Origin of the sequence: Halomonas sp. AOP7-E1-9 (assembly GCF_052376035.1) — a bacterium.
GTDB lineage: Bacteria > Pseudomonadota > Gammaproteobacteria > Pseudomonadales > Halomonadaceae > Vreelandella > Vreelandella citrativorans.
Window position 1 is genome coordinate 330,533 of record NZ_JBQSVC010000001.1, and the last position, 20,496, is coordinate 351,028.

At 47.9% G+C, this 20,496-nt stretch carries 11 protein-coding genes; all 11 read right to left on the bottom strand.

Annotated features, from left to right (window positions below):
* Positions 1 to 44: 44 nt before the first annotated feature.
* Complete coding sequence (locus ACT3R4_RS01545) at positions 45 to 1,103, bottom strand: glycosyltransferase (protein ID WP_441679571.1); 1,059 nt, start codon at positions 1,101 to 1,103, stop codon at positions 45 to 47.
* Between the two features lie 505 nt (positions 1,104 to 1,608).
* Positions 1,609 to 3,864, bottom strand: coding sequence for a glycosyltransferase family 2 protein (locus tag ACT3R4_RS01550; RefSeq protein WP_441679573.1), 2,256 nt, complete (start codon positions 3,862 to 3,864; stop codon positions 1,609 to 1,611).
* A gap of 78 nt (positions 3,865 to 3,942) precedes the next feature.
* Positions 3,943 to 5,340, bottom strand: coding sequence for an alginate O-acetyltransferase AlgX-related protein (locus tag ACT3R4_RS01555; protein WP_441679575.1), 1,398 nt, complete (start codon positions 5,338 to 5,340; stop codon positions 3,943 to 3,945).
* A gap of 17 nt (positions 5,341 to 5,357) precedes the next feature.
* On the bottom strand, positions 5,358 to 8,372 hold the full coding sequence (locus ACT3R4_RS01560; protein WP_441679577.1) for a glycosyltransferase: 3,015 nt from the start codon (positions 8,370 to 8,372) through the stop codon (positions 5,358 to 5,360).
* 101 nt (positions 8,373 to 8,473) lie between these two features.
* Positions 8,474 to 9,640, bottom strand: a complete 1,167-nt coding sequence (locus tag ACT3R4_RS01565) for a nucleotide sugar dehydrogenase (protein ID WP_441679578.1) — start codon at positions 9,638 to 9,640, stop codon at positions 8,474 to 8,476.
* A gap of 53 nt (positions 9,641 to 9,693) precedes the next feature.
* On the bottom strand, positions 9,694 to 10,908 hold the full coding sequence (locus tag ACT3R4_RS01570) for a glycosyltransferase (protein ID WP_441679579.1): 1,215 nt from the start codon (positions 10,906 to 10,908) through the stop codon (positions 9,694 to 9,696).
* Between the two features lie 9 nt (positions 10,909 to 10,917).
* The gene (locus ACT3R4_RS01575) at positions 10,918 to 12,996 is read right to left on the bottom strand and encodes a glycosyltransferase (protein ID WP_441679581.1); all 2,079 of its coding nucleotides are present in this window, start codon (positions 12,994 to 12,996) and stop codon (positions 10,918 to 10,920) included.
* Between the two features lie 34 nt (positions 12,997 to 13,030).
* Positions 13,031 to 14,476: a hypothetical protein gene (locus ACT3R4_RS01580; protein ID WP_441679583.1), complete on the bottom strand. Its 1,446-nt coding sequence runs from the start codon at positions 14,474 to 14,476 to the stop codon at positions 13,031 to 13,033.
* A 57-nt stretch (positions 14,477 to 14,533) separates the two neighbouring features.
* Entirely contained in the window at positions 14,534 to 15,547 is a 1,014-nt protein-coding gene (locus tag ACT3R4_RS01585; protein WP_441679585.1) for an NAD-dependent epimerase, read from the bottom strand.
* A gap of 8 nt (positions 15,548 to 15,555) precedes the next feature.
* Positions 15,556 to 16,596 (bottom strand): alpha/beta fold hydrolase, encoded by a 1,041-nt coding sequence (locus ACT3R4_RS01590; RefSeq protein WP_441679587.1) that lies wholly within the window; start codon positions 16,594 to 16,596, stop codon positions 15,556 to 15,558.
* Between the two features lie 27 nt (positions 16,597 to 16,623).
* The gene (locus tag ACT3R4_RS01595) at positions 16,624 to 20,487 is read right to left on the bottom strand and encodes a glycosyltransferase (protein WP_441679589.1); all 3,864 of its coding nucleotides are present in this window, start codon (positions 20,485 to 20,487) and stop codon (positions 16,624 to 16,626) included.
* Between the last annotated feature and the right edge of the window lie 9 nt (positions 20,488 to 20,496).

Genomic DNA, 20,496 nt, shown 5'->3' on the forward strand with positions numbered 1-20,496 from the left:
CAAAACCATTGGTCCTTTCCCCGGCAAGCAAGGACTAAACTCCGTCAGCTCAAACGCCCTTGTCGTAACCGCCAAAATGCTGCCGCTATTTGCGAATCACCCATAGCGAATGCATCCCGCGCTGCTTGAGCCGCCATCCTGGCGGTTTCTTCGGGATTATCAAGCAGCTGTATTAAACCTGCCTGCCACGCCTTAGGCGCGTCGTCCACCAGCAAACCATTCTCTCCATGGCGGACGATCTCAGTATAGGGATAGCGGTTTGAGTAAATACCCACGCCCCCCATCGCGGCAATATCCAAAAACTTGATGAACGACTTACCCTGGTTAAACGGTGTTTCCAAAAGAGGTGCTACGCCAATATGTAACCGACAGCTTGCCTGGTAGGACCGAAACGCCTGCCAGGGCAATGGGTCGGGTGTTTTAACGCGTGGCAAACCCGCCAGTTGGGCGGGCGTGTGTTTACCCAGCATTATTTCAAGTTGAGTATCTGACCTGCCCTGTTGAACCGCCGTTAATGCAGGCGCTAGATACAGCAGATCCGTAAGATGGGCACGCGTACCGTGAAAACCAATCTTCCACGGCATCGGTGCTGAAGGAGGTAGCCTAAAATGCTCAAGGTTCGGCAATGACGCAATCAATGGCGGTGTTAATACCGAAACGTGGCCATGCTGGGCAACAAAACGCTGCGCGAGCTGTTCGCTGCAAGCCACCACTTCATCGCTTAACATCAACAAACGTGGCTGAAGGTGAACAATGCGCGCCATACGCTGGCGATAAGCAGCAGGTAGCGTTGGGTCGTTGGCAGCAGCGGCAATATCGTCATCAATCAAATAGGCGATATAGCCAAAAGAATTGCGATGACGTTCCAACCAGCGTAACCAGCCAGGCGATAATGAGCGGCAAAGTAGCAGGTTCGCACCCGCGTAGCGCTTTAAAAACGTTCGCCCATGGACAAGTGCAGCGCCCAATGAGCGCGAAGCCGTTATCCGATTAACCGTTGCCCCTTGTTGGCGTAAAGCAGGCGCGGCTGATTCCAGAAAATAGATATCTTCCGTAGGTCTACCGCCATCGCTAAGCACCACCCAGCGTGCCTCACTGTTCACTGTTACGCCTCTTTTTCTCACCCTAATGGCTGTTGGGAGGTTTAGCTCCGGCAGCGCGGTTGCGCTACTTTGCGCCGGGCCGCCGCTGCGGGTGCGCTTCGCTTACGCACGATATGAACCACTTCACATCGATACAGCAAATCGTAGCGCGTGGTAACGCAAGCGAGGAACGAGCCTGCGGCACCCGCGAAAGGCGGCGCCAGCCGCCTATGCATTGGCAACCAATCCCGGCAGCGCGGTGCGTGCGCTACTTTGCGCCGGGCCGCCGCTGCGGGTGCGCTTCGCTTACGCACTATATGAACCACTTCACATCGATACAGCAAATCGTAGCGCGTGGTAACGCAGGCGAGGAACGAGCCTGCGGCACCCGCGAAAGGCGGCGCCAGCCGCCTATGCATTGGCAACCAACCCTGGCCGCGCGGTGCGCTGCTTTGCGCCGGGCCGTCGATGTACGCTGAACCCAGGCTAATTGTTCATCGCCTACTATTTCTCACTTACGATCTTGTTAACGTAACGAGAAATCTTCGTGGACTAGCGTTAGGTTAGGGTTATAGGCAGGGTCGCTGTCGAGCAGTTCGCCCCACGCGTTGCGCATATAGGCATACTCACTTAGCCATCTTGCGCGTTTCTCAGGCGTATCATCTGCACCGCGTGAGACCGACTCGTGATGATAGAGCGCCGCGTAGGGGGTCCAAAGATTGCGGTAACCCGCTTCTCGTACCTTAATGCATAAGTCAACGTCGTTGTAAGCCACAGCCAAGTCAGTCTCGTTCAGGCCATTCACTTCATCAAAGACTGACTTACGCACCAACAAACAGGCAGCGGTAACGGCTGAAAGATTTTGAGTTACCTTGAGCCGCCCCATATAACCGTCTTCGTCGCGCTGGAAGAAACGGTGCGCATGGCCAGCCAAGCCCCCTAACCCCAAAATTACCCCACCGTGCTGAACCGTATCATTAGGATAATAAAGTTTGGCGCCGACACAGCCAATTTCAGGGCGTGACACCTGTTCGACCATTTCGGTTAACCAGGTGCCTTCAATGGGTTCGATATCGTTGTTGATTAATCCAATGATGCTGCCTTTCGCGTTAGCAGCACCAAAGTTATTAATGGCCGAATAGTTAAACGAATGGTTCCAATGCAGCACCTTAACCCGTGAATCCCGAGCTTCCACATCTTTCAGGTAGGACAGCGTCTCAGCACAGCTACTCTGGTTATCAAGAATCAGGAGTTCAAAATGGGAATAGTCGGTACGCTCTAATATCGCGTTGACACAGGGGCGAAGAATATTCACACCATCGCGAGTGGGCACCAATAGAGTCACTAAAGGCTTGGGCTCAGGCATTGGCCAGCGTACTCGCTGAGTGCCGGGTAACAACCCTTCACTTACCTTGGCCCCCGCGCCCAACTGGTCAAGATGCTGCTGAACCAGCGAAACATAGGAGGCGCTAGCCGTTTCGGGCACTCCGTGATAGGCAACATGGGGAATATGCGCCAGCATGGCGTGCGTAAAATCGGCGCGGCGCATAACGCTTAGAACTTGCGAGTAGTCCAACCAATCTGCGTTAGCCGCGCCCCCTGCATCACTTTGTACGGTAAGCCTTGGCAAAAACGCACGCTTGTAACATACCGCCCGCCCTACATATGGCATGGAAAGCAGCATATCCGAATTGAACGCTGGCTTGAACTGCGGCGAATGACGTACGCCGTCCTCGTCCAAGCTGTCTTCATCGGCCACCAGCATCTGCGCTTGGGGGTTATCGTGGGCAATGCTGGCGGCATGGAACAGAGCATTATCTGCCAAACGGTCGCCAGGGCGTAGAAACCACACCCAAGGGTGCTCGCAATAGGTCAGTGCTTCCAAGCGCTGTGCTGCCACGCTTTGCGCTTCGCTCTCCTTTACTTCCAGAAAGGGAAGCTCGCGCATCCATTCCGCCAGCCAGCTATGCAATTGTTGATGAACAGCGGGGGTTATTAGCAGTAGCGCCTGACGGGGGAAAAGCGACTGTTCCGCCAAACTCGCCAAACTATGACTCAAGGCTTTCTTGAAGGCTTTAACATCGTTTGCCAAGGGGCTGACGCTTACCAGCAGCACGCTGCAGGCAAATTGGCGCCGCTCCTTGGCATCTTGCTCGTTTGGCCCACGGCGGCGCTCAACCTGGCGGATCCACTGCTGGTAATGGCGCCTTGTCGACATACTGATAAAGGTACTATCGTAATCTTCAAGGGCGATAGTCTGCCATTTTCGACTCTGTTTGCGCGCCTGCTGCTGCAAGCTCTGCTTTACTTCGGCCAATGGCAAGTCGCGGTAGTGCTGGTGCATGTTGGTCAACCGCTGAAACAAGCGGTTATAGGCAAACATGGGTGTCAACCACACAAACCTGAAATGGCTATAGGAAAAAATGCACTCCGTGCTGACCGGCGCCAGCGTCATGCGCCCAAGCCCAAACGGCACGTAAACCAACCGCTTGGTGATCTTGCCCATGCGTAGCGGGAAATCCACCGTGATGGATTGCCGCGCCGTTTCAAGCGTCAAGGTGGCAACGATGCCGCTCTTGTCACACTCACAGGCAATTTCAAGCATGTTCCAGCCAGCCACCGGCAATTGCCCACGCAACTGAAAAAGAGGCTGCGAGCCAAGTGACTGCCATTCACCGGGGCGAGCAGCGACCGATAGCTGCTGCAACGGAATAAATTGCTGGGGAGCACGATGATGAAGGCGCCACTTACTGGGCGCCTCATAGGGTTGGATTCTCTTCATTGTGTCAGCGGCGTACCCAGCTTTAAAAAAGCGGGTATCTTAACAGCCAGCAGCGTTTGCAACATCCCGGAAGACACCTTATGTAACCACCCAAGGAGAAAGACCCAGTGAGGAAATGACAGGGTTATGCGTTTCTACACCTATACGACGCTTGGCCACCATCATGACCTCCTCCTCAGAAAGACACGCTTTTTTTTCAGCGATCAACGCCTGCAACGAACAACTAGCACTGGGCACCTGCACCACAAAACGCGCATTCGTTTGAGCGACCAAAAATTCAGGCTGTACAGCCTTGACCACTTCAGGGTCAAGATTACCAGCACTATGCACAAACACTACACGCTTAAACAGCCGACTCACGTAGTTAAACATCGAATAGCTGGATGAAGAACCAAATATCAAGCAAGTACCCGGCATCAACGCCTTTCCATTGGCAAGCACTACCAGGCGTCCAAAGTTGGGCAGGCCATTATCAAAACAGCGGTATTGATGATAATTAAACGTGTGCAGCGAGCTGATACGGCAGGTTCGTTCGGGTTTTAGCTTACTGCCCAAATCACCGGTCAAGGAAAGTTCACCATACTCATCATCGACAAAGGTGTTCTCCACCGCCCGTTCATCAAGCCCAAGCGCCGCTGCCAGCACCTTGGACGCCGCCATGGCGCCCCGCTGCGTCCAATGCGTGTCGGTCTGAATAAATGCGTCATCACCTAGTGCCATTAATGCCTGCACGGGATAAACCAGCACCTGAGCTTCCGGCAACGCTAACAGTTGTTGAATGGGCCCACCTGCGCCTTCCGCGTAAGGGTGGTACCCAGGCCCCATCACGCTCTCCTTGGAAGGCGCCACCAGCACCGCCGACGCCGCTTTCTGCTTTTCAGCAAGCGCGTAAAAGGCACTTAGGTAACGCTGCCAGCCACTCAGCCCGCGTGGAGTGAGGCGTAATCGGCCGCGATACTGGTCCACACTTGCATTGGTATCGTTATTCAGAAATAGCCAACCTGCCTTGCCTTCCAGGACTTTCAGGGTTTCTGGCGCCTGAAGGGCTTCGGGTGGATTGATTTCAACTACCTGAAGCAGCCAACGCTGGTCTTCACACGCCAACCATAACGTAAACCGGGTAAGGCTTGGCGGTACCGTAAACCGAAAACCGCAGTAACGTTGCAGATGGTCTTCATCAGAAGCGCCCAGCACACGCTCGATTACATCCGCCCGCTCTATTTCAAGCGGGTGGCAAAGCTCATAAGCAGGCTCCCAAGCGGCCACGATGGTCAGCTTTTGCTGCCATTCGGCATGCTCGGTGTTCAGCAGTACCCAGCCTTGTACGACACGGCCAGATTCAGAAAACTGCGCGCTGCGCATATCTGAAGGATAATCCAACTCCCAGCGATGAACGGGCGCCACTTCCCTGGTAACAGCAGGGCGATCAAGCAGATACTGCTTCAACCATTTCTTCAATTCACGCTTAGTACCCAAAAGGTTCCTTCCTGGCCCTACAAGGGGCTCTTGAAAACAGCATTCACAACGTAGCTCTGCTCTAGTGCTGCCTTCAGCCCCTCGGCTCCAAATTCTGTGATGGCGCGCTGCCTGCCAGCAAGACCCATCTGCTGGCATAACGCAGGCGATTCGCTTAACTGCGCCAATCGCTCGGCGACCAGCGAAGGCGACGCAAAAGGCACCAGATAACCCGTTTCGCCCTCCTTGATGAGTTCAGGCAAGGCCCCCCACTCATAAGCAACCACCGGGCGAGCCGCGGCCATGGCTTCTAACACCGTGCGGCCAAAAGACTCCTGAAAGTGGGACAGGTTCACCACGGCATCCACTTCAGCCAGCGCCTGCTCAACGTGTTCAACGTAACCGGCATAGTGCAGATTGATAGGTGGTTTCTCGCCTACCTGGCGCGCCAGTAAGCGCTCAATGGCATCATTGTTTGGGCCAAAAAGGTAAAGCTGCACCGAAGGCGCCAACGGTTTCAGCGCAGCCGCTACCTGCTCGATATCGTCCAGCCCTTTCTTGGGCAGGTTACTGCTCAGCATACCTACCTTGAACTCACCACTTGGCAAACGCGCCGCTAGTGCCTGCAAAGGCGCCATATCAATGGTATTGGGCACAATATGAATGGGCGCTGCGTCATCGGTTTCCGGGCTGACGGTAAAGGCATCCGCTGCTGCTTGAGAATTGACAATGATCACATCGGCACAGCGGTGCGTGCGCGTAACGATCTCTTCCGGAGTCGCGCCCAGAGTTTCACATAGCGCCGGGTCGTGTGCGGGCAGCTCTCGGACATGAACAATAACGGGCATGCTTGCAAGCCTGGCGGCGTGCAAGGGTTCATCCAGAACCAGAGTATTGGCATGCACGGCCTGAATGGAAAACCGATCAATGACCCGGCTGATATGCTCAACCGTTGCCGTCACGGGCTCTCTACGATTTACCCACCAGCCATAAGGCACTACTGCCACGGCCTGGCTCTGCTCCAGCAAACGGGCTTCATAATCGGCGTTACCAGCCTCCGGCAGCAGAACCACCACGTTCCACCTGAGCGCTCCCATGGCACTGAGCACATCCAGCAGGCTGCGTTCAGCGCCAAACAGGGTTTCGCCTACCTGGTGAGCGCAAAGCAAGACACAAGGCCGCCCCGGAAACACCCGTTCGCCTGGCCAGATAGGCAAGGCATCACTGGTTGGGGCGTTTTCACTGGTGAGTTGAAGCAGGTAATGCTCCCACGGTTCAAGCCTTTGCTCAGCCAATGCCACTTGATTGACCCGCCGGTAACCCGAGGTTGAAAAGCCGGGGCCGGGGTCGCGCCCTTCTTTCGAACCGGTACTGCAAAAATGCGCGAACGGCTCGATCATGGCTGATTGAAGGTCGGCGTAACGCTGTAGATACCAGCCAGGGTCGAAAAGTGCAGAGGCGCGCAGGCGGTCCTCAACGGTGTTGATCACGGGCGCCTGGTCGCGCAGCATTTCGCGGGGGGCATAAAAAGGCCGCACGGCCGCCGCTCTGGGTAGATAAAGCGCTTCTGGCGTAGAGGCCTGGGCATGCCAGTGCCTTGCGGCCGCCATGTAGTGATAACGCATACCGCTGAACTGTGAGCTTAAATGTGAGGCCGTATGCTGGCTCAGTGATTCTGCGCGGGAGCGTCCAAAAGATAACGGTATATTTGGCAGTACTTCACTAACGCTTTCAGGCCCGTAAGCCGCCACAATGCGCTCACGGAACTCAGTGTCCGAATTCACCTTTACCTCATCCCAGAAGCCAAGCGTCTCGATAATCGCATGGCGCATCATAAGCGATGAGATATTTGGGTACACCCAGCCGTGTTCATCAAGCCGCCAGCGATGAAACAGCAACCCCGGCGTGGTGCGTGCCCAATAGGAAAGGGTTGCCTTCAGTGCGCTATTTGCGCGTAACGCTTCTACCTGATGATAGAGCTTTTCCGGGTGCGACCAATCATCACTATCGTGAACGGTGACGAACTCACCCGAGGCCTCTGCGGCACCGGTATTACGCGCCGCATAAGCGCCTTGATTGGTTGCATGCTGCACAAGCCTTAGCGATACATGCGCCGGGCAGCGCTCGCTATATTGCTGAACGACCGCTACCGAGTTATCGGTGCTGGCATCATCCACGGCCAGTATTTCAAGGCGTACCCCTTGCTGCGCGAACAAGCTCATCAAGGCCGTGCCTACCGTGGTTTCAGCGTTATAAACCGGCACAATGACAGATACCAGCGGTACGCTTTTCTGGGCACTGCTAGTTCCTTCCTGAACGGCCTGAATGGCGGCGCCAGTAGCGCTCAGGTTATCCAGAGTGAACGGCTGCTCGTCTGACTGCCTGGTTAGCGTCGCCAAGCCTTTTTGCGCGTAGATACGATTAATACGAGCAAACGGATTTGGCGCTCTGAACAGGAAAGACGTTTTAACCGACGCGGCATTGGCATGGGCCAGCGCCGCATCCACCGTGTCTGAATACTCGCGATCAAGGTAACGCAGTGCATCACTCAACAGTTGATTGAGGTATTGGCTATCAGGCTCTTCCGTTAAGGAGAAGCAGCACGCCTCTACCATCAACAAGGCGAGATTGGGGGTATTCAGCGGCTTCCCGCTTACCAGCATCTTGTTGGGAGCCAACTCAACGCGGACGCTCAACCAATCCTCTTGCCAACGAAACCAGCGCGCTAACGCCAACCGCCCGGCTACCCGCTCCTCTTCCGTAGCCTCGGCCTCTGCTACCAGCCAGTGCAACTTGGCTAACATGACCATGCTAGCGCCGCGCCAAAGCGCATGCTCCCATTCCAGGGCACGGTTTTGCCGCGGCAGGCGGTTCTCGAAACGGCCGTGCTGGCGATAATGCGTCCAAGGGTCCATTCCCTGCTGCGCTACGTCAGGGTACGCCGCCAGATACCACTCGGGGTCAAAGTTCGAAAGATCCGGATGCTGCTTACCATCCTTAGAAGGTCTGCTTACACCCAGCCCGCGCAAGAGCCGATTCACTAACGCCCACATAAACGTTCCAAGCTACTTGTACCAATTAAATCAGACATGAAAACCCATGAAGTACGTTACTTAGCGCTTGCAGCCGTTATTTCCATGGCGCCAAGAAATGCTCAATCACTACCGAACAGGTCGCGGGTGTATACCTTATCCACCACATCCTTTAGCTCATCGACCATGCGGTTGGTCAGAATGACATCGGCCTTGTGTTTGAAATGGGCCAGCTCACGCACTACCTCAGAGCGGTAAAAGGAGTCCGTTTCCAGCGCTGGTTCGTAAACGATCACTTCAACGCCTTTCGCTTTCAGGCGTTTCATCACCCCCTGCATGGCGCTGGCTCGAAAGTTGTCCGAGCCTGACTTCATGATCAAGCGGTATATACCCACCACATCAGGATTGCGCTTCAACACCGACTCAGCGATAAAATCCTTGCGGGTGCGGTTGGCGTCAACAATCGCCTGAATCATGTTGTTGGGTACATCTTCGTAATTGGCCAGCAGTTGCTTGGTATCCTTGGGCAGGCAGTAGCCACCGTAACCGAAGCTTGGGTTGTTGTAATGCTTGCCAATGCGCGGGTCCAACCCAACGCCTTCAATAATCTGCTTGGCATCCAACCCGTGGCTTTCTGCGTAAGTATCCAGCTCGTTGAAATAGGCGACCCGCATGGCCAGATAGGTATTGGCGAAAAGCTTGATCGCTTCAGCTTCGGTGCTATTGGTTAGCAGTACATCAATATCCTGTTTTAGCGCGCCCTGCTTTAACAACTCGGCAAACTGCGCTGCACGCTCTGAGCGCTCACCAACAATAATACGTGAGGGATAAAGATTATCATGCAAGGCTTTACCTTCGCGCAGAAACTCTGGCGAGAAGATCAGGTTACCGGTTTTAAAGCGCGCGGCGGCTTCCTGGGTGTAACCCACTGGCACGGTTGATTTAATGACCATCACCGCATCAGGGTTGATTTCCATTACTTTCTGAATAACGGCTTCGACACTGCGCGTATTGAAATAGTTAGTGTCGGGGTCGTAATCGGTAGGAGTAGCGATCACCACAAACTGCGCATCGCGGTACGCCGCTTCGGCATCCAGCGTGGCCGTGAAGTGGAGGTCTTCACGCGCTAAAAAAGTCGTGATCTCTGTATCTTCAATAGGTGAAACGCGCTTATTCAGCATTTCCACCTTTTCGGACACGATATCAACCGCGACCACTTCATGGTGCTGGGCCAGCAGCATGGCATTTGAAAGGCCCACATAACCGGTCCCGGCTACTGCAATTTTCATTCTTTTCTCTCCATTGAAAAGTATCTCATAAACCATTAACGCAATTTTAAAGCTTAGCTAACGCGAAAAATCTCCCATGCCCGGCAATAGGGAGAAAGGACTACCTTGCCATTTCTGAGCGGGGTCAAGAATACACCTGAGCCCGCGGGGGATATAGAAAAACCTTGGTGCTGATCCAGCAGGTTTAATGGTGCACGGCCATCACACAAGATGACTTCACCTGAAGCGTTCATATCAACAACTTTGCTTAACTTATCTATCACAAGCTGATTACTGGAAGGGTCATACCGGAGCCAATGCAATTGCGCATCCTTTTGAGGCTGACTGGCGTCAACATGCAAAAGGCAATTATCTCTGGCGGAGTAACAAAGCGCCGAACCATGAAAGGTGACCACGTATCCATTGTGCTTTTCGGCGTTCGCCAACCGCTCACCAACCGGCCCTGAGAAGCAAAGCGAATCATTTTGTCTGAAAAAATGAAATCTATCTTTTATTGCTTCCAGGTTTTCTTCATTAGCCAGTTTATTTTTCTTCTGCCCCTCCTTTTGATACATGTCGCTTTCTTCATGTATGGTTCTTACAAACATGGGGACATGGGATTTCATTATGACGGGAAAACGCTCATCAATGGTTCTATGATTACCCAGGGAGTAAGCAGATACCTTGAAAGGCTCTTTTCCCTGTTGATAAAACACATTGATGTAGGATAGACCCAACGCAATCATGGGGTACTTGATGCTTTTGAAGGCAACATACTTACCCTCTTCATAATAAGCATTAAACCCAACCGGGAACGATACCGCATGCTGGTCAAATTCTGGCGCTACGTAACGTAGCAGCTCGTCTTCAAACGTATCTGCCAGGGCGTCATCATCATCTAGCCTGACCGTGGCATAACATACGTCGCCATCAAAGCCTTTAAGCACCTTGATAAGCTCTGAATTCATTTTATGAATAACCGCTTCATCTCTTGAAACGGTCAGTATCTTAACGTTTTGCTTATTGCCCACTAACCGTTCAAGCTTGTTCCTGTTTTCATCAGGCAATTCATCCGATGTAAACACTAATACCGTTGTGCTAGCTTCGCTCATTTGACACAGCGATGGGAAAGTTACCTTCTCAAAGAGTTCTTCATGCAACTTTAATCGGCTGCTGGAAAAAAGGGTTTGCCTGTACTCTTCAAACTCCTGATCCTTTCCTATGATCCACGCGCTCTTGCTCTTGGTAAGAACACTATAGCGAATCATCACAAATATATGTTTATGCATAAGTAAAGCCTAAAAGTCAGCCCACTGCTTGAACCCAGCCATAACGGGCAAGTCATCAAGAGGATATTCGAGTAAATTCGTATCCGTTATTATATGCTGCTTGGCTTGTACTGTCTGACCCATCACGACAGGTTCTACTCTGCCCTGCTCCAACATTTCAAAGTAACGATTGCATAAAGGCGCTATCGCATTTTCAACGTTGGACCAGTGAAGCAAGGCTACGGTTTCATGGGCATTTTGCTCAATGAACCGCGCTACTTTTTCGCAGTCCGCCATGCGCGAAAAGTCACCGGCAATAACCGTATCAAAATGCAGCGTTGTCTCTGAGCTTTCAAACATGCTGCGCGGTGCCGTAAAAGGCCGCTTGCGATCGGCGCCTGACACATTGAGCTGGCCGCAAGACGACGTATGCCACCAGCGTGAGATTTCACGGTAGATGTGGCGTAAGCCATGGTAGACAGTACGAACATGTGTCGCTTTGCTACGCGTTAGCGAGGACTCTTCATCCAGGGCAAAGGCAAGGGGTGTGTCCGGGTGTATTTTCGCCAGCGACTTATTTCCATAATGCGCCTGCATTCGCCAGATAAACTCGGTATCGCCACCAATGCGAACGTGATCCCAGCCACCCAAGGTTTCCCACACTTCACGGCGGAACATGAAGGAGGATTGGCTCCAGTGAATCAAGCGCTTCATTGGCCGCCAATTTTGCGTAAAGGATAAATCCTGTTGTGCGCGGATCCAGTGCGCAGCGCAGCCCATTACTTCCGGGTGCGTTTCCAGGTAATGAACCTGAGTGGCAATTTTTTGAGGATGGGACCAATCATCGCTATCGTTCGTGGTAATCAGGCTGCCGGTCACAAAACCAAGGCCAAAATTACGCGCAGCATAAGCCCCGCCATTCTGAGGTGGCTGCACCGCTTTGATACGGCTATCTTCTTGCGCTAATGCTTGGAGCACTTCAAACGTGTTGTCTGGCGAGCAGTCATCGACTGCAATGATTTCGATATTTTCATAGGTTTGAGCCAGTAGTGACTCAATGGCAATGCGCACCTGCTCACCGGCATTGTAGATAGGCATCACCACCGACACCTTATGGGCCCCTTTAATATTAGTGCCAGGCAAGCCTTCTACATTGCCCATTGAAAGCGGCTTGGCCGGGTCTTTCAAACGGATGCCGGTAAAACCGTGCAGCGCAAACGCATGGTTAATCTTCTCGACCCGCTGGGCATCATTTTCCATTGCGTTGGCGATAGCAAAATACGCATCGGCATCATCAGGATTCGCCGCTAAATACTGTTCCAGGGTTTCGTGCGCTTGCTGCTTTTTGCCCAGGGCAAAGAGGCAAAAAGACTTGAGATACACCGTCTCTTTGCGCAGTTCACTCATCGAGGAGACTTGCTCCATACGAAGAACGCGGCTCAGCGCCTGCTCAAAATCACCACAAAAGAACTCCCACCGCGCAATATGCCAGAGTGCCGACCATCGCTGTGATTCGTTGGTCAACTCGTCTTCACACATGCGTATTAGTGCTTCCAGCGCCGTTTTGGAGTGCCCACTCCAAAGCTGAGTAGCCAAATCATTTGCACCTGCGTCCGTATTGGCACTCGCTTGAGGCTTTTGATATTGGCCTTTATACACATGATGCAGCAGCGGAGCCTCGTTCGGCTTCAACCCTGCTTGATGGTTCCGCTTATAAATATCGGTATTGAACCGCCGACACGGGTTCAAGCCAAGCCGCCAACCTACCGTCAAGTAGTGCAAAATTGCATCGGTGCCTTCGGGTACCCACTGCTGGTACTCCACCACATACCATTTCGCGTTAACCAGCCTTGAGCGCTTGGCCGCCTGATAATTCTTTTGGGTGATCACCCGTTTACCCTGAATGCTGATCCGGCGTAGCACTTTATCCACCGCACTACCGGTTTTCTGGCTACTCATCAGCGCTTCAGAAAGGTTTGCGTAGTAATGAACAAACGTGGGGTTGTTATCAATGGCGGTAAGGTAGGCATCAATCGCGCCGTTTGCATCGTTTTCACGAAGCAGCGCATTACCCTGGGCAAAAGAAGATGGTGGCGTTCGATTGTTCATGGCGGTTACTTAGGTAAGAAAAAAGAGTGAACGGCTAAGCGAGCAAAGCACATAGCTTGCCTTCTAACAGCCCTTGAAGCCGCCCCTGCCAATGCATTGCCTTCATCTGTGCACGAGGCATGGCTAGGCGTTGCGTAAGCATAGGCTGAACGGCACCAATACTTAAATGTTGTTCAAAGTAATGGCGGTTGAACCGGCGCTGGGGCGTTTCATCGCGCACTTCCAACTGCTGCTGCAGGGTAGCCGGAAAGTTTTCCAATGACACGGGAATCACCACGCCCGCATCCGCCAGCCACTGGGTGGCGGGCGTTACCCTGGCCAGCACGATCAACCCCATGGCCAATGCATCCATCAATTTGGCAGGTAATTGAAATTGCGCCACCATGGAATCAACTTCTTGCAGCAATACGCAGTAATCACCCATGGCTACAACATCAGGCAAGGTACTAAATGGCTGGTCTTCCAACCAGCGCATGTGAACGCCCTGCACAGCTTCAAGCGAGGCCTTTAACCGCTGGCTTGCCTTGGTGTTCGGGAAGCTACCTGCAATGACAAACCACACATCTTCCCGCCCCAGGCTGGCAAGGCCTTGGGCCGTTTCCAGAAGGCCCTTGTGCTCACGCGGGGTGCCCATGAACAGCACCACGCGGGCATGCTGTGGAATACCAAAGCGGGACCTTGCTGCCTGGCGTTTAGCGGGGTCAGGCACAAAGTGCTGTTCGTTACGTACATGGGGCAGCAATTCACCGCCATAACGCTGCTGAAGCGCCGGGTTGGAAACACTGGCCACGGGGAAGCGGCCTACCTCACCCACGCTTAGCTGGGTCCAGAACGGCTTGTGAAGAGACTCATCAATGGGCAGCAATGGCCGCAGTTCAAGCGCGGTAGGCAGGGTAATGGGTTCGGCGCCGCCGGCAAAAGCAAGCTCTTCATCGTCAATATCCCAGATAACCTCGGCCCCCCACACCAACTGGTAAAGCAACCCAAACACCAGATTGGGAAAGCGCGGTTTGCAAAGGTGCACAATATCAAACGGGTGCTGGGCAACAAAGTGCAGCGCCAGGCGCACAAAGTCAGCATCATTTTCTACACGTAATACATGGCACGGGATATCCCATTTCGCCATTGGCCCCCAAACCGCTTCACCACAGCGTGGGAACAGCGCCCCTACCACCTCTAACCCTGCCAATTGCCCACATGCTAATCTAGGCCGATAAGCATCCGCCATTGCCATTACACGCCCAGCGGGGTTATGCGACATGGACCAGCCACACACCGCCAAACGAGGAGCCATCCCTTTACGCTGTTGGCGGTAAGCAAGGCGGGCACGATCAAGATTGCCCTCAAATTGGCCATGCAGGTTATTCAGCTGTAAGGCACCGCCTAAATATTGATTGATAGCGGCTGCAGGCTGTTTATCAAACAGGGCTTGGTTGCCGGTCGCAAAATAAGCGGTATGCAGAGTATTTGTGGAGGACATATATTCCTTTATGAATTCTATATTCCTTAAGTAGCCGTTGCTGCAAGGCTATTTACATTATGGTGTTACATTATAAAATTCTTTATACCACTGCACAAAGTTAGCTACTCCCTCTTCAACCGGGGTAGCGGGCTGATAATCGAACTGCTCTATTAGTTCATCAACGTTCGCATAAGTGTCTGGCACATCGCCTGGCTGCATGGGTAGCAACTCTTTTTCTGCTTCTTTGCCCATTGCTTTTTCAATCGCGGCAATATAATCCATCAACTCTACAGGCTGATGGTTGCCAATATTGTAAACACGCCAAGGCGCACGGCTACTGGCAGCATCAGGTTCCTGGCCGCTCCAATCAGGGTTTGCTGTGGCGGGTTTATCCAAAACGCGAATAACGCCTTCCACAATATCATCAATATAGGTGAAATCACGGCGGTGTTTACCGTAATTGAACACCTTGATGGGCTCGTCAGCGGCAATGGCTTTGGTGAATTTAAACAAAGCCATATCAGGCCGCCCCCAAGGGCCATATACGGTGAAAAAGCGCAACCCTGTAGTGGGCAAACCATACAGATGGCTATAGGTATGAGCCATTAACTCATTCGATTTTTTACTGGCCGCATACAAACTCAAAGGATGATCAACATTATCATGCACTGAAAAAGGCATGTGCTCATTAGCACCATACACACTAGAGCTACTCGCATACACCAAATGCTCTACTTGATGATGGCGGCACCCTTCAAGAATATGCGCAAACCCCACAATATTACTGTCAATATAAGCCAGAGGATTCTCAATCGAATAGCGAACCCCTGCTTGCGCCGCTAAATTCACAACGCGTTGAGGCTCATATTCAGAGAACACACGCTCGATGCCCTCACGGTCCGCGAGATCCATGCGAATATGCGTGTAGTTCGGGTGATCAAGGTGCCTTGCCAAGCGGGCTTCTTTAAGAGCGGGGTCGTAATAGTCGTTATGATTATCTAGGCCTATTACAGTATCGCCACGTTCAAGTAGTCGCAAACATAATGCAGAGCCAATAAAACCTGCGGAACCAGTAATTAGAAAAGTCATACACTCACCTATTTCATTTGACCCTTTAAAATCTTATCAAGCATTCTATAATTTTCACTACTTGGGTCATACTCAATAGCTTTATCGATAATAGCTTTAGCCTCAACGTACAACCTCAAATTAAAATACACATATGAAAGTTGTCTAAACACTCTAGAAACAGGATGCTTATATAAACATTGATGACATATATGAAGAGCCTTATAGAATTCTTTTTCTCGAACAAGAAGCTTTGACGCTTTGACTGCCATATTGGGTTCCAATGCACCAACTTTAAACGCATACTCCTTAAGATACGCAGAAAATAAAAGATTGGATTTTCTTCTAGAAAGAATCTTAATCAAGTTAGTATAATATAGCTTAGAATTAGCCACTAGTTGCTTTCTGTTCTCATTGAAAACTCTTAAATCAAAATCACCTTTGATTATATTTAATATTGACTCTGACAAAAGACGTTTATCAAAATCACCAACAACATGGCCTGAAAAAGGAATACTTATTTTTGTCACATTACTTAAGTCACGCTCAGAGGCTATTTTATTAACATGCTGCCTATCAACAATATGAGAGTGATCATAAAAAATATAATAACTTACATTTTTTCGCAGTTCTAAGATAGGTGATCTATACGAATCGATTGCAACAATATCATTGGTCCACCTTGTGTCGAATGTTGCCCAACTCGGATCAACCGTAAACTGTGGGGATAATGCAATACAGACATCACATGAGTAATATCTAGAATATTCAAGAGCTGCATATGCCCCCATGCTTGCTCCATAAACTATAACTCTTTGGAAATTTTCAGACTCAGCTTGTATATGCTTACACATCTGATCAAAATCTTCATACTGATACCACTCATTAGATTTGCATGCTACTGCCAAGCAGCTGTAACCATATTTATTAAGAAAAGCGTCTCCAAAAAATCGTGCTTTATCTTGGTCTTTATTCCTACCGACAAAAGTAATAACAAGAGTTTGGTAAAGAGTTTCACCAATCTCAAGTTTAGCTAGCAAGCTATCGGACTCATATATAATTTTAGTCATAAAACACTCGGGATCAAAATCAATTCTTCAAGACAAAGCACACAGACTTCTGACACTTTCTTCCCAAGCTTTTAAAACCTTAACCGACTCGTAGTTAGACATAATTTTGCGGGAGTTTTCACCAAACATTTTCCGCATTTCCTCATCACTCATCATTTTTTTTAACTTGACTGAAAGAGAGCTAACTTGATCGCTTCGACTGCCTTTTGATGAAGCTAAAAAACCATTAACATCATCAACTATTAACTCATTTACTCCAGGACATCCATCAAACCCAATTGCAGGCAAACCCAATGCCATAGCTTCGGCTAGCGAATTTGGAAATCCCTCAAACATTGAAGGCAACACGAAAATAGAAGACTTTTTAAATTTCTCAGAAATATTTGAAACTGCCGGACTAATTAGGACTTTATTTTCGACACCAAGTTTTTTAGACATTTCAATGAGAGTTTTAAAATCATTACCGTAACCATGCCCATAAAATTCAAGCTTCCAATCAGGAAAATCTTTACTGCATTTTGCAAATGCCTCTAATAGTAAGTCTTGTTTTTTCTGCTCAAACCATATTCTAGCCGCGCAAATAATAGTCCTTTGATTGTAATGATCAGGAGCTGGATTGTCATGGCCTATTTCAATAGGATTAGGGAGAACCATTAACTTTGAAGAACCAATGTTTCTAAAAAAGCTTTTAAAGCTGGGAAATTGTACTGAAATACTGCTGGCACTATCATAAACTTTTAAATAATCAGATTTTTTATAGTCTTTCCAATATATTTCTAAAGAATGCGCTGGACTAGCTCTTTCTGACAGCATAAAGGGAACAGAAGATCTCTTAAAAGCTGCTGCAATATTAATCAGCACTGATCCTGACGCAAGGACTAATCCACAGTTTGGTCGATAAGAATCAATAATCTTAGTGAAATTATCAATATTTCTCACGTCTACATTTCTAACTATTACTGTGGGGTGTAAATAATATAAGGGCACGTTGCTCGATTGAGGGTTTCCAGAAGTTAACATAAGAACATCGTATCCATTCTCAATCAAGTGATTAGCAACTCTAGATGCAATTCGTTCTGCCCCACCCCTTATTCGTGTGATAGCCGGACAATATATTATGACTCTATGCTTTTCTATTTTTTCTACAGGGAATTGATAGTATGGATCAGGCAAAGCTTTTTTGATGCTTTTTTGACCCAAGCTTCGAGCTTTTTCAGTTGAGACAGAGTCCTCATGACTAAATGAAGTGACTATTGATGCTAAATCACTATTCTCCATCCAATTCTCAAGTGGATACGAGGCGTATTTACCTTCTAACTCTAAAAAGATAATGTCTTTTGAGTAAATATTAGCAGAATTTATCATGTAATCCAATGCAGCTTTTTGCGCCAATAGAATAGACTCAAACATGTTTACGCTGCTATCTCCTTTACTTGTTTCGCGTATAGGCTTGTTATTTTCGTCAAAACCAATAAATGAGCCTTTCTTTTCTGATAACAGCGCCTCATACAAAACTGTATCTATATTTCTACCCCGAACTATGCATTCGGAAAAACCCAAATAGGATTTAAACTTATTACCAGCATTTTTCTTAATGTCATCAGAATTTATTATGTAAAAACCGAACAGTTCATTATTTGTAATCTCACTTAATATTCTTTGAAAAGTGCCCTTACGCCCCACATCAAAGATTGCGGATCTAGTATTTTCCTGTATTGCCCCTTTATAGAAACTCTCAATGGAATCTGAATCTTTTTTTGTAATCTTTTGAATTTGAGGGTATAGCTCTCTTAGCTTATTTAAAACGTAACTCTCATAATCATACATATACCCATTTAATATATCTGCATCGTGATCACATAAAGAGTCACAAAATATATTTAGCACTTTATAACCAAATCTATTTTTAATAAAACTTTGCACTTTTAAATCAGAAGCATACTTAATGAAAAAGACGTCCTCAAAGCCAGGCTTAGTTTGCAACATATATGGAAAAAGTGCTTTTCTAGAAATAGGCAAATACTCAGTTTCAAACTTAATATCAATATGCTCTCTTAAAGCTTCAATACCTTTATCTATTAAATATCCATCTCTAGCAAGCAAATAAATTTTTTCAAAGCCTTTCTCATTTGCTGTTCTAATTATCCATAACGCTAAGGAAAGTAAAAAAGGGCCTAATGCCAAATAACCAAAGTCTTTAGAGTTAACAATAGCTCTAGAAGATACAATTGAATCTTTGAATAAATAACGCTGCATTAAAGAATAATTAAATCTAACAGCAACATTTTTAATATTTGAAATAGAGGATATTGCTGGCATCAAACCATTAAAAACCTCCTTCTCTTCTAACATAATTTTATTATAGTCATGTACGCGAATTGCTTTTAGACCATTTTCTTTAGATTTTTGTATGTCAGACTTTTGGTTATCACCAATTTGAAGAATACTCTCTGGACTCAACTTAAAGTCATTGATAAGCTTTGGATAAATTGTGCCATGTTTTTTAGTCAAACCAATTTCACATGATAAATACAATTTATCATAATTTGACACCCCACATTTTTTTAACATTTTTTCAATTGTATCACGTGGTAGATACATATCTGAGCAAAGCACGACTTTTTTACCACTCAAAATTGCAAAATCTAGCAATTCAATAATTTTACTTTTAGGATGGCAAAATTTAACTTCATACTCATTTTCTATTTGCTTCAACTTCTGTGCATATATGTTATCTATACCAACAATTTCAGACAACTCTGAGTAAATTTGTTCAAGAGTAGGATCTATATGCTGCCCTGAATTTTCAATTTTTTTTCTGGCTTGCTTTTCAGCTAATACTCTGTAACTTTCAAAATCATTTGTTAATGCTAGCCTTTTTACTTCTTCATTCTTTCCCATTAACCAAAAAATATCTTTTGGTATTAAAACATTCCTAGAAATCAAAGTGTCAAATATATCGAAAGACACTAGTTTCACACTCTTCCGACGAATTAACTCTTTAATCTTCTCATATTTTGAGTCAACATATGAATTTTCTTTAGAATAAGATTCATACTTATGTTTATAAAAATTCACATATGGATTTTTGCGAAACTGCTCACCTATTGAAATTGCATTCGGTGTTATGCTACATATATGCAACGCGTACATAAACACAAATTGATCACGTTCAGTACCTTCTTGATATTCATACCACCATGTATTATTTAGTTTTTCAATATCTTTATTGTTTCGTCTGACAATTAAAGCATTTTCAAACAAACCATTATTTTTTGGATAGCTGATTTGTTCGTATTTTTTCTTTTGCATTAAACATTGTGACTTATTACTTACAAACCTATCAGTTGAATTCATAACAAATTCAATTTCGTCATAAACACAATTGCGTTTATAATGTTTATAAAGTGCTATTGGATAGCCATTCAAACAATCCAAAGCCATTTTTTTTACATTGCTTTCTTTTATTTCAAGGCTTGAATCAATATAAATACTTATATCATGAGGAGGCAAATATTTATGAGCAAGTATTTTTGGAAGCCTAGAAGTTCGTCGAGAATCCCCGGCAGCCTCTTTTAGCACTACCACTTTCCAAACTTTACTTTTCAAAAGCTCATTATCAGTAAATAAAATATACTCAACACTTTTATCTATATTGACGGGTTCTTTCACTGACTCGTAATTTCCAAAATTACATGTGTATACAATAATTTTTTCATTTTTCAAAGAATTAACTTTACGGAATCTTTCTTTTGCTAATTCTACATTTAGAAGCAAATGATTACTTAGTGTTTTATTTTCCTGGATTACCTTATTATAAAGTGCTAATGCAATCTCAAAATCACCGTTACTAAAAGCTTCATTTGCTCTTTCCAAAATAGTAGACTTCACTTAATAAAT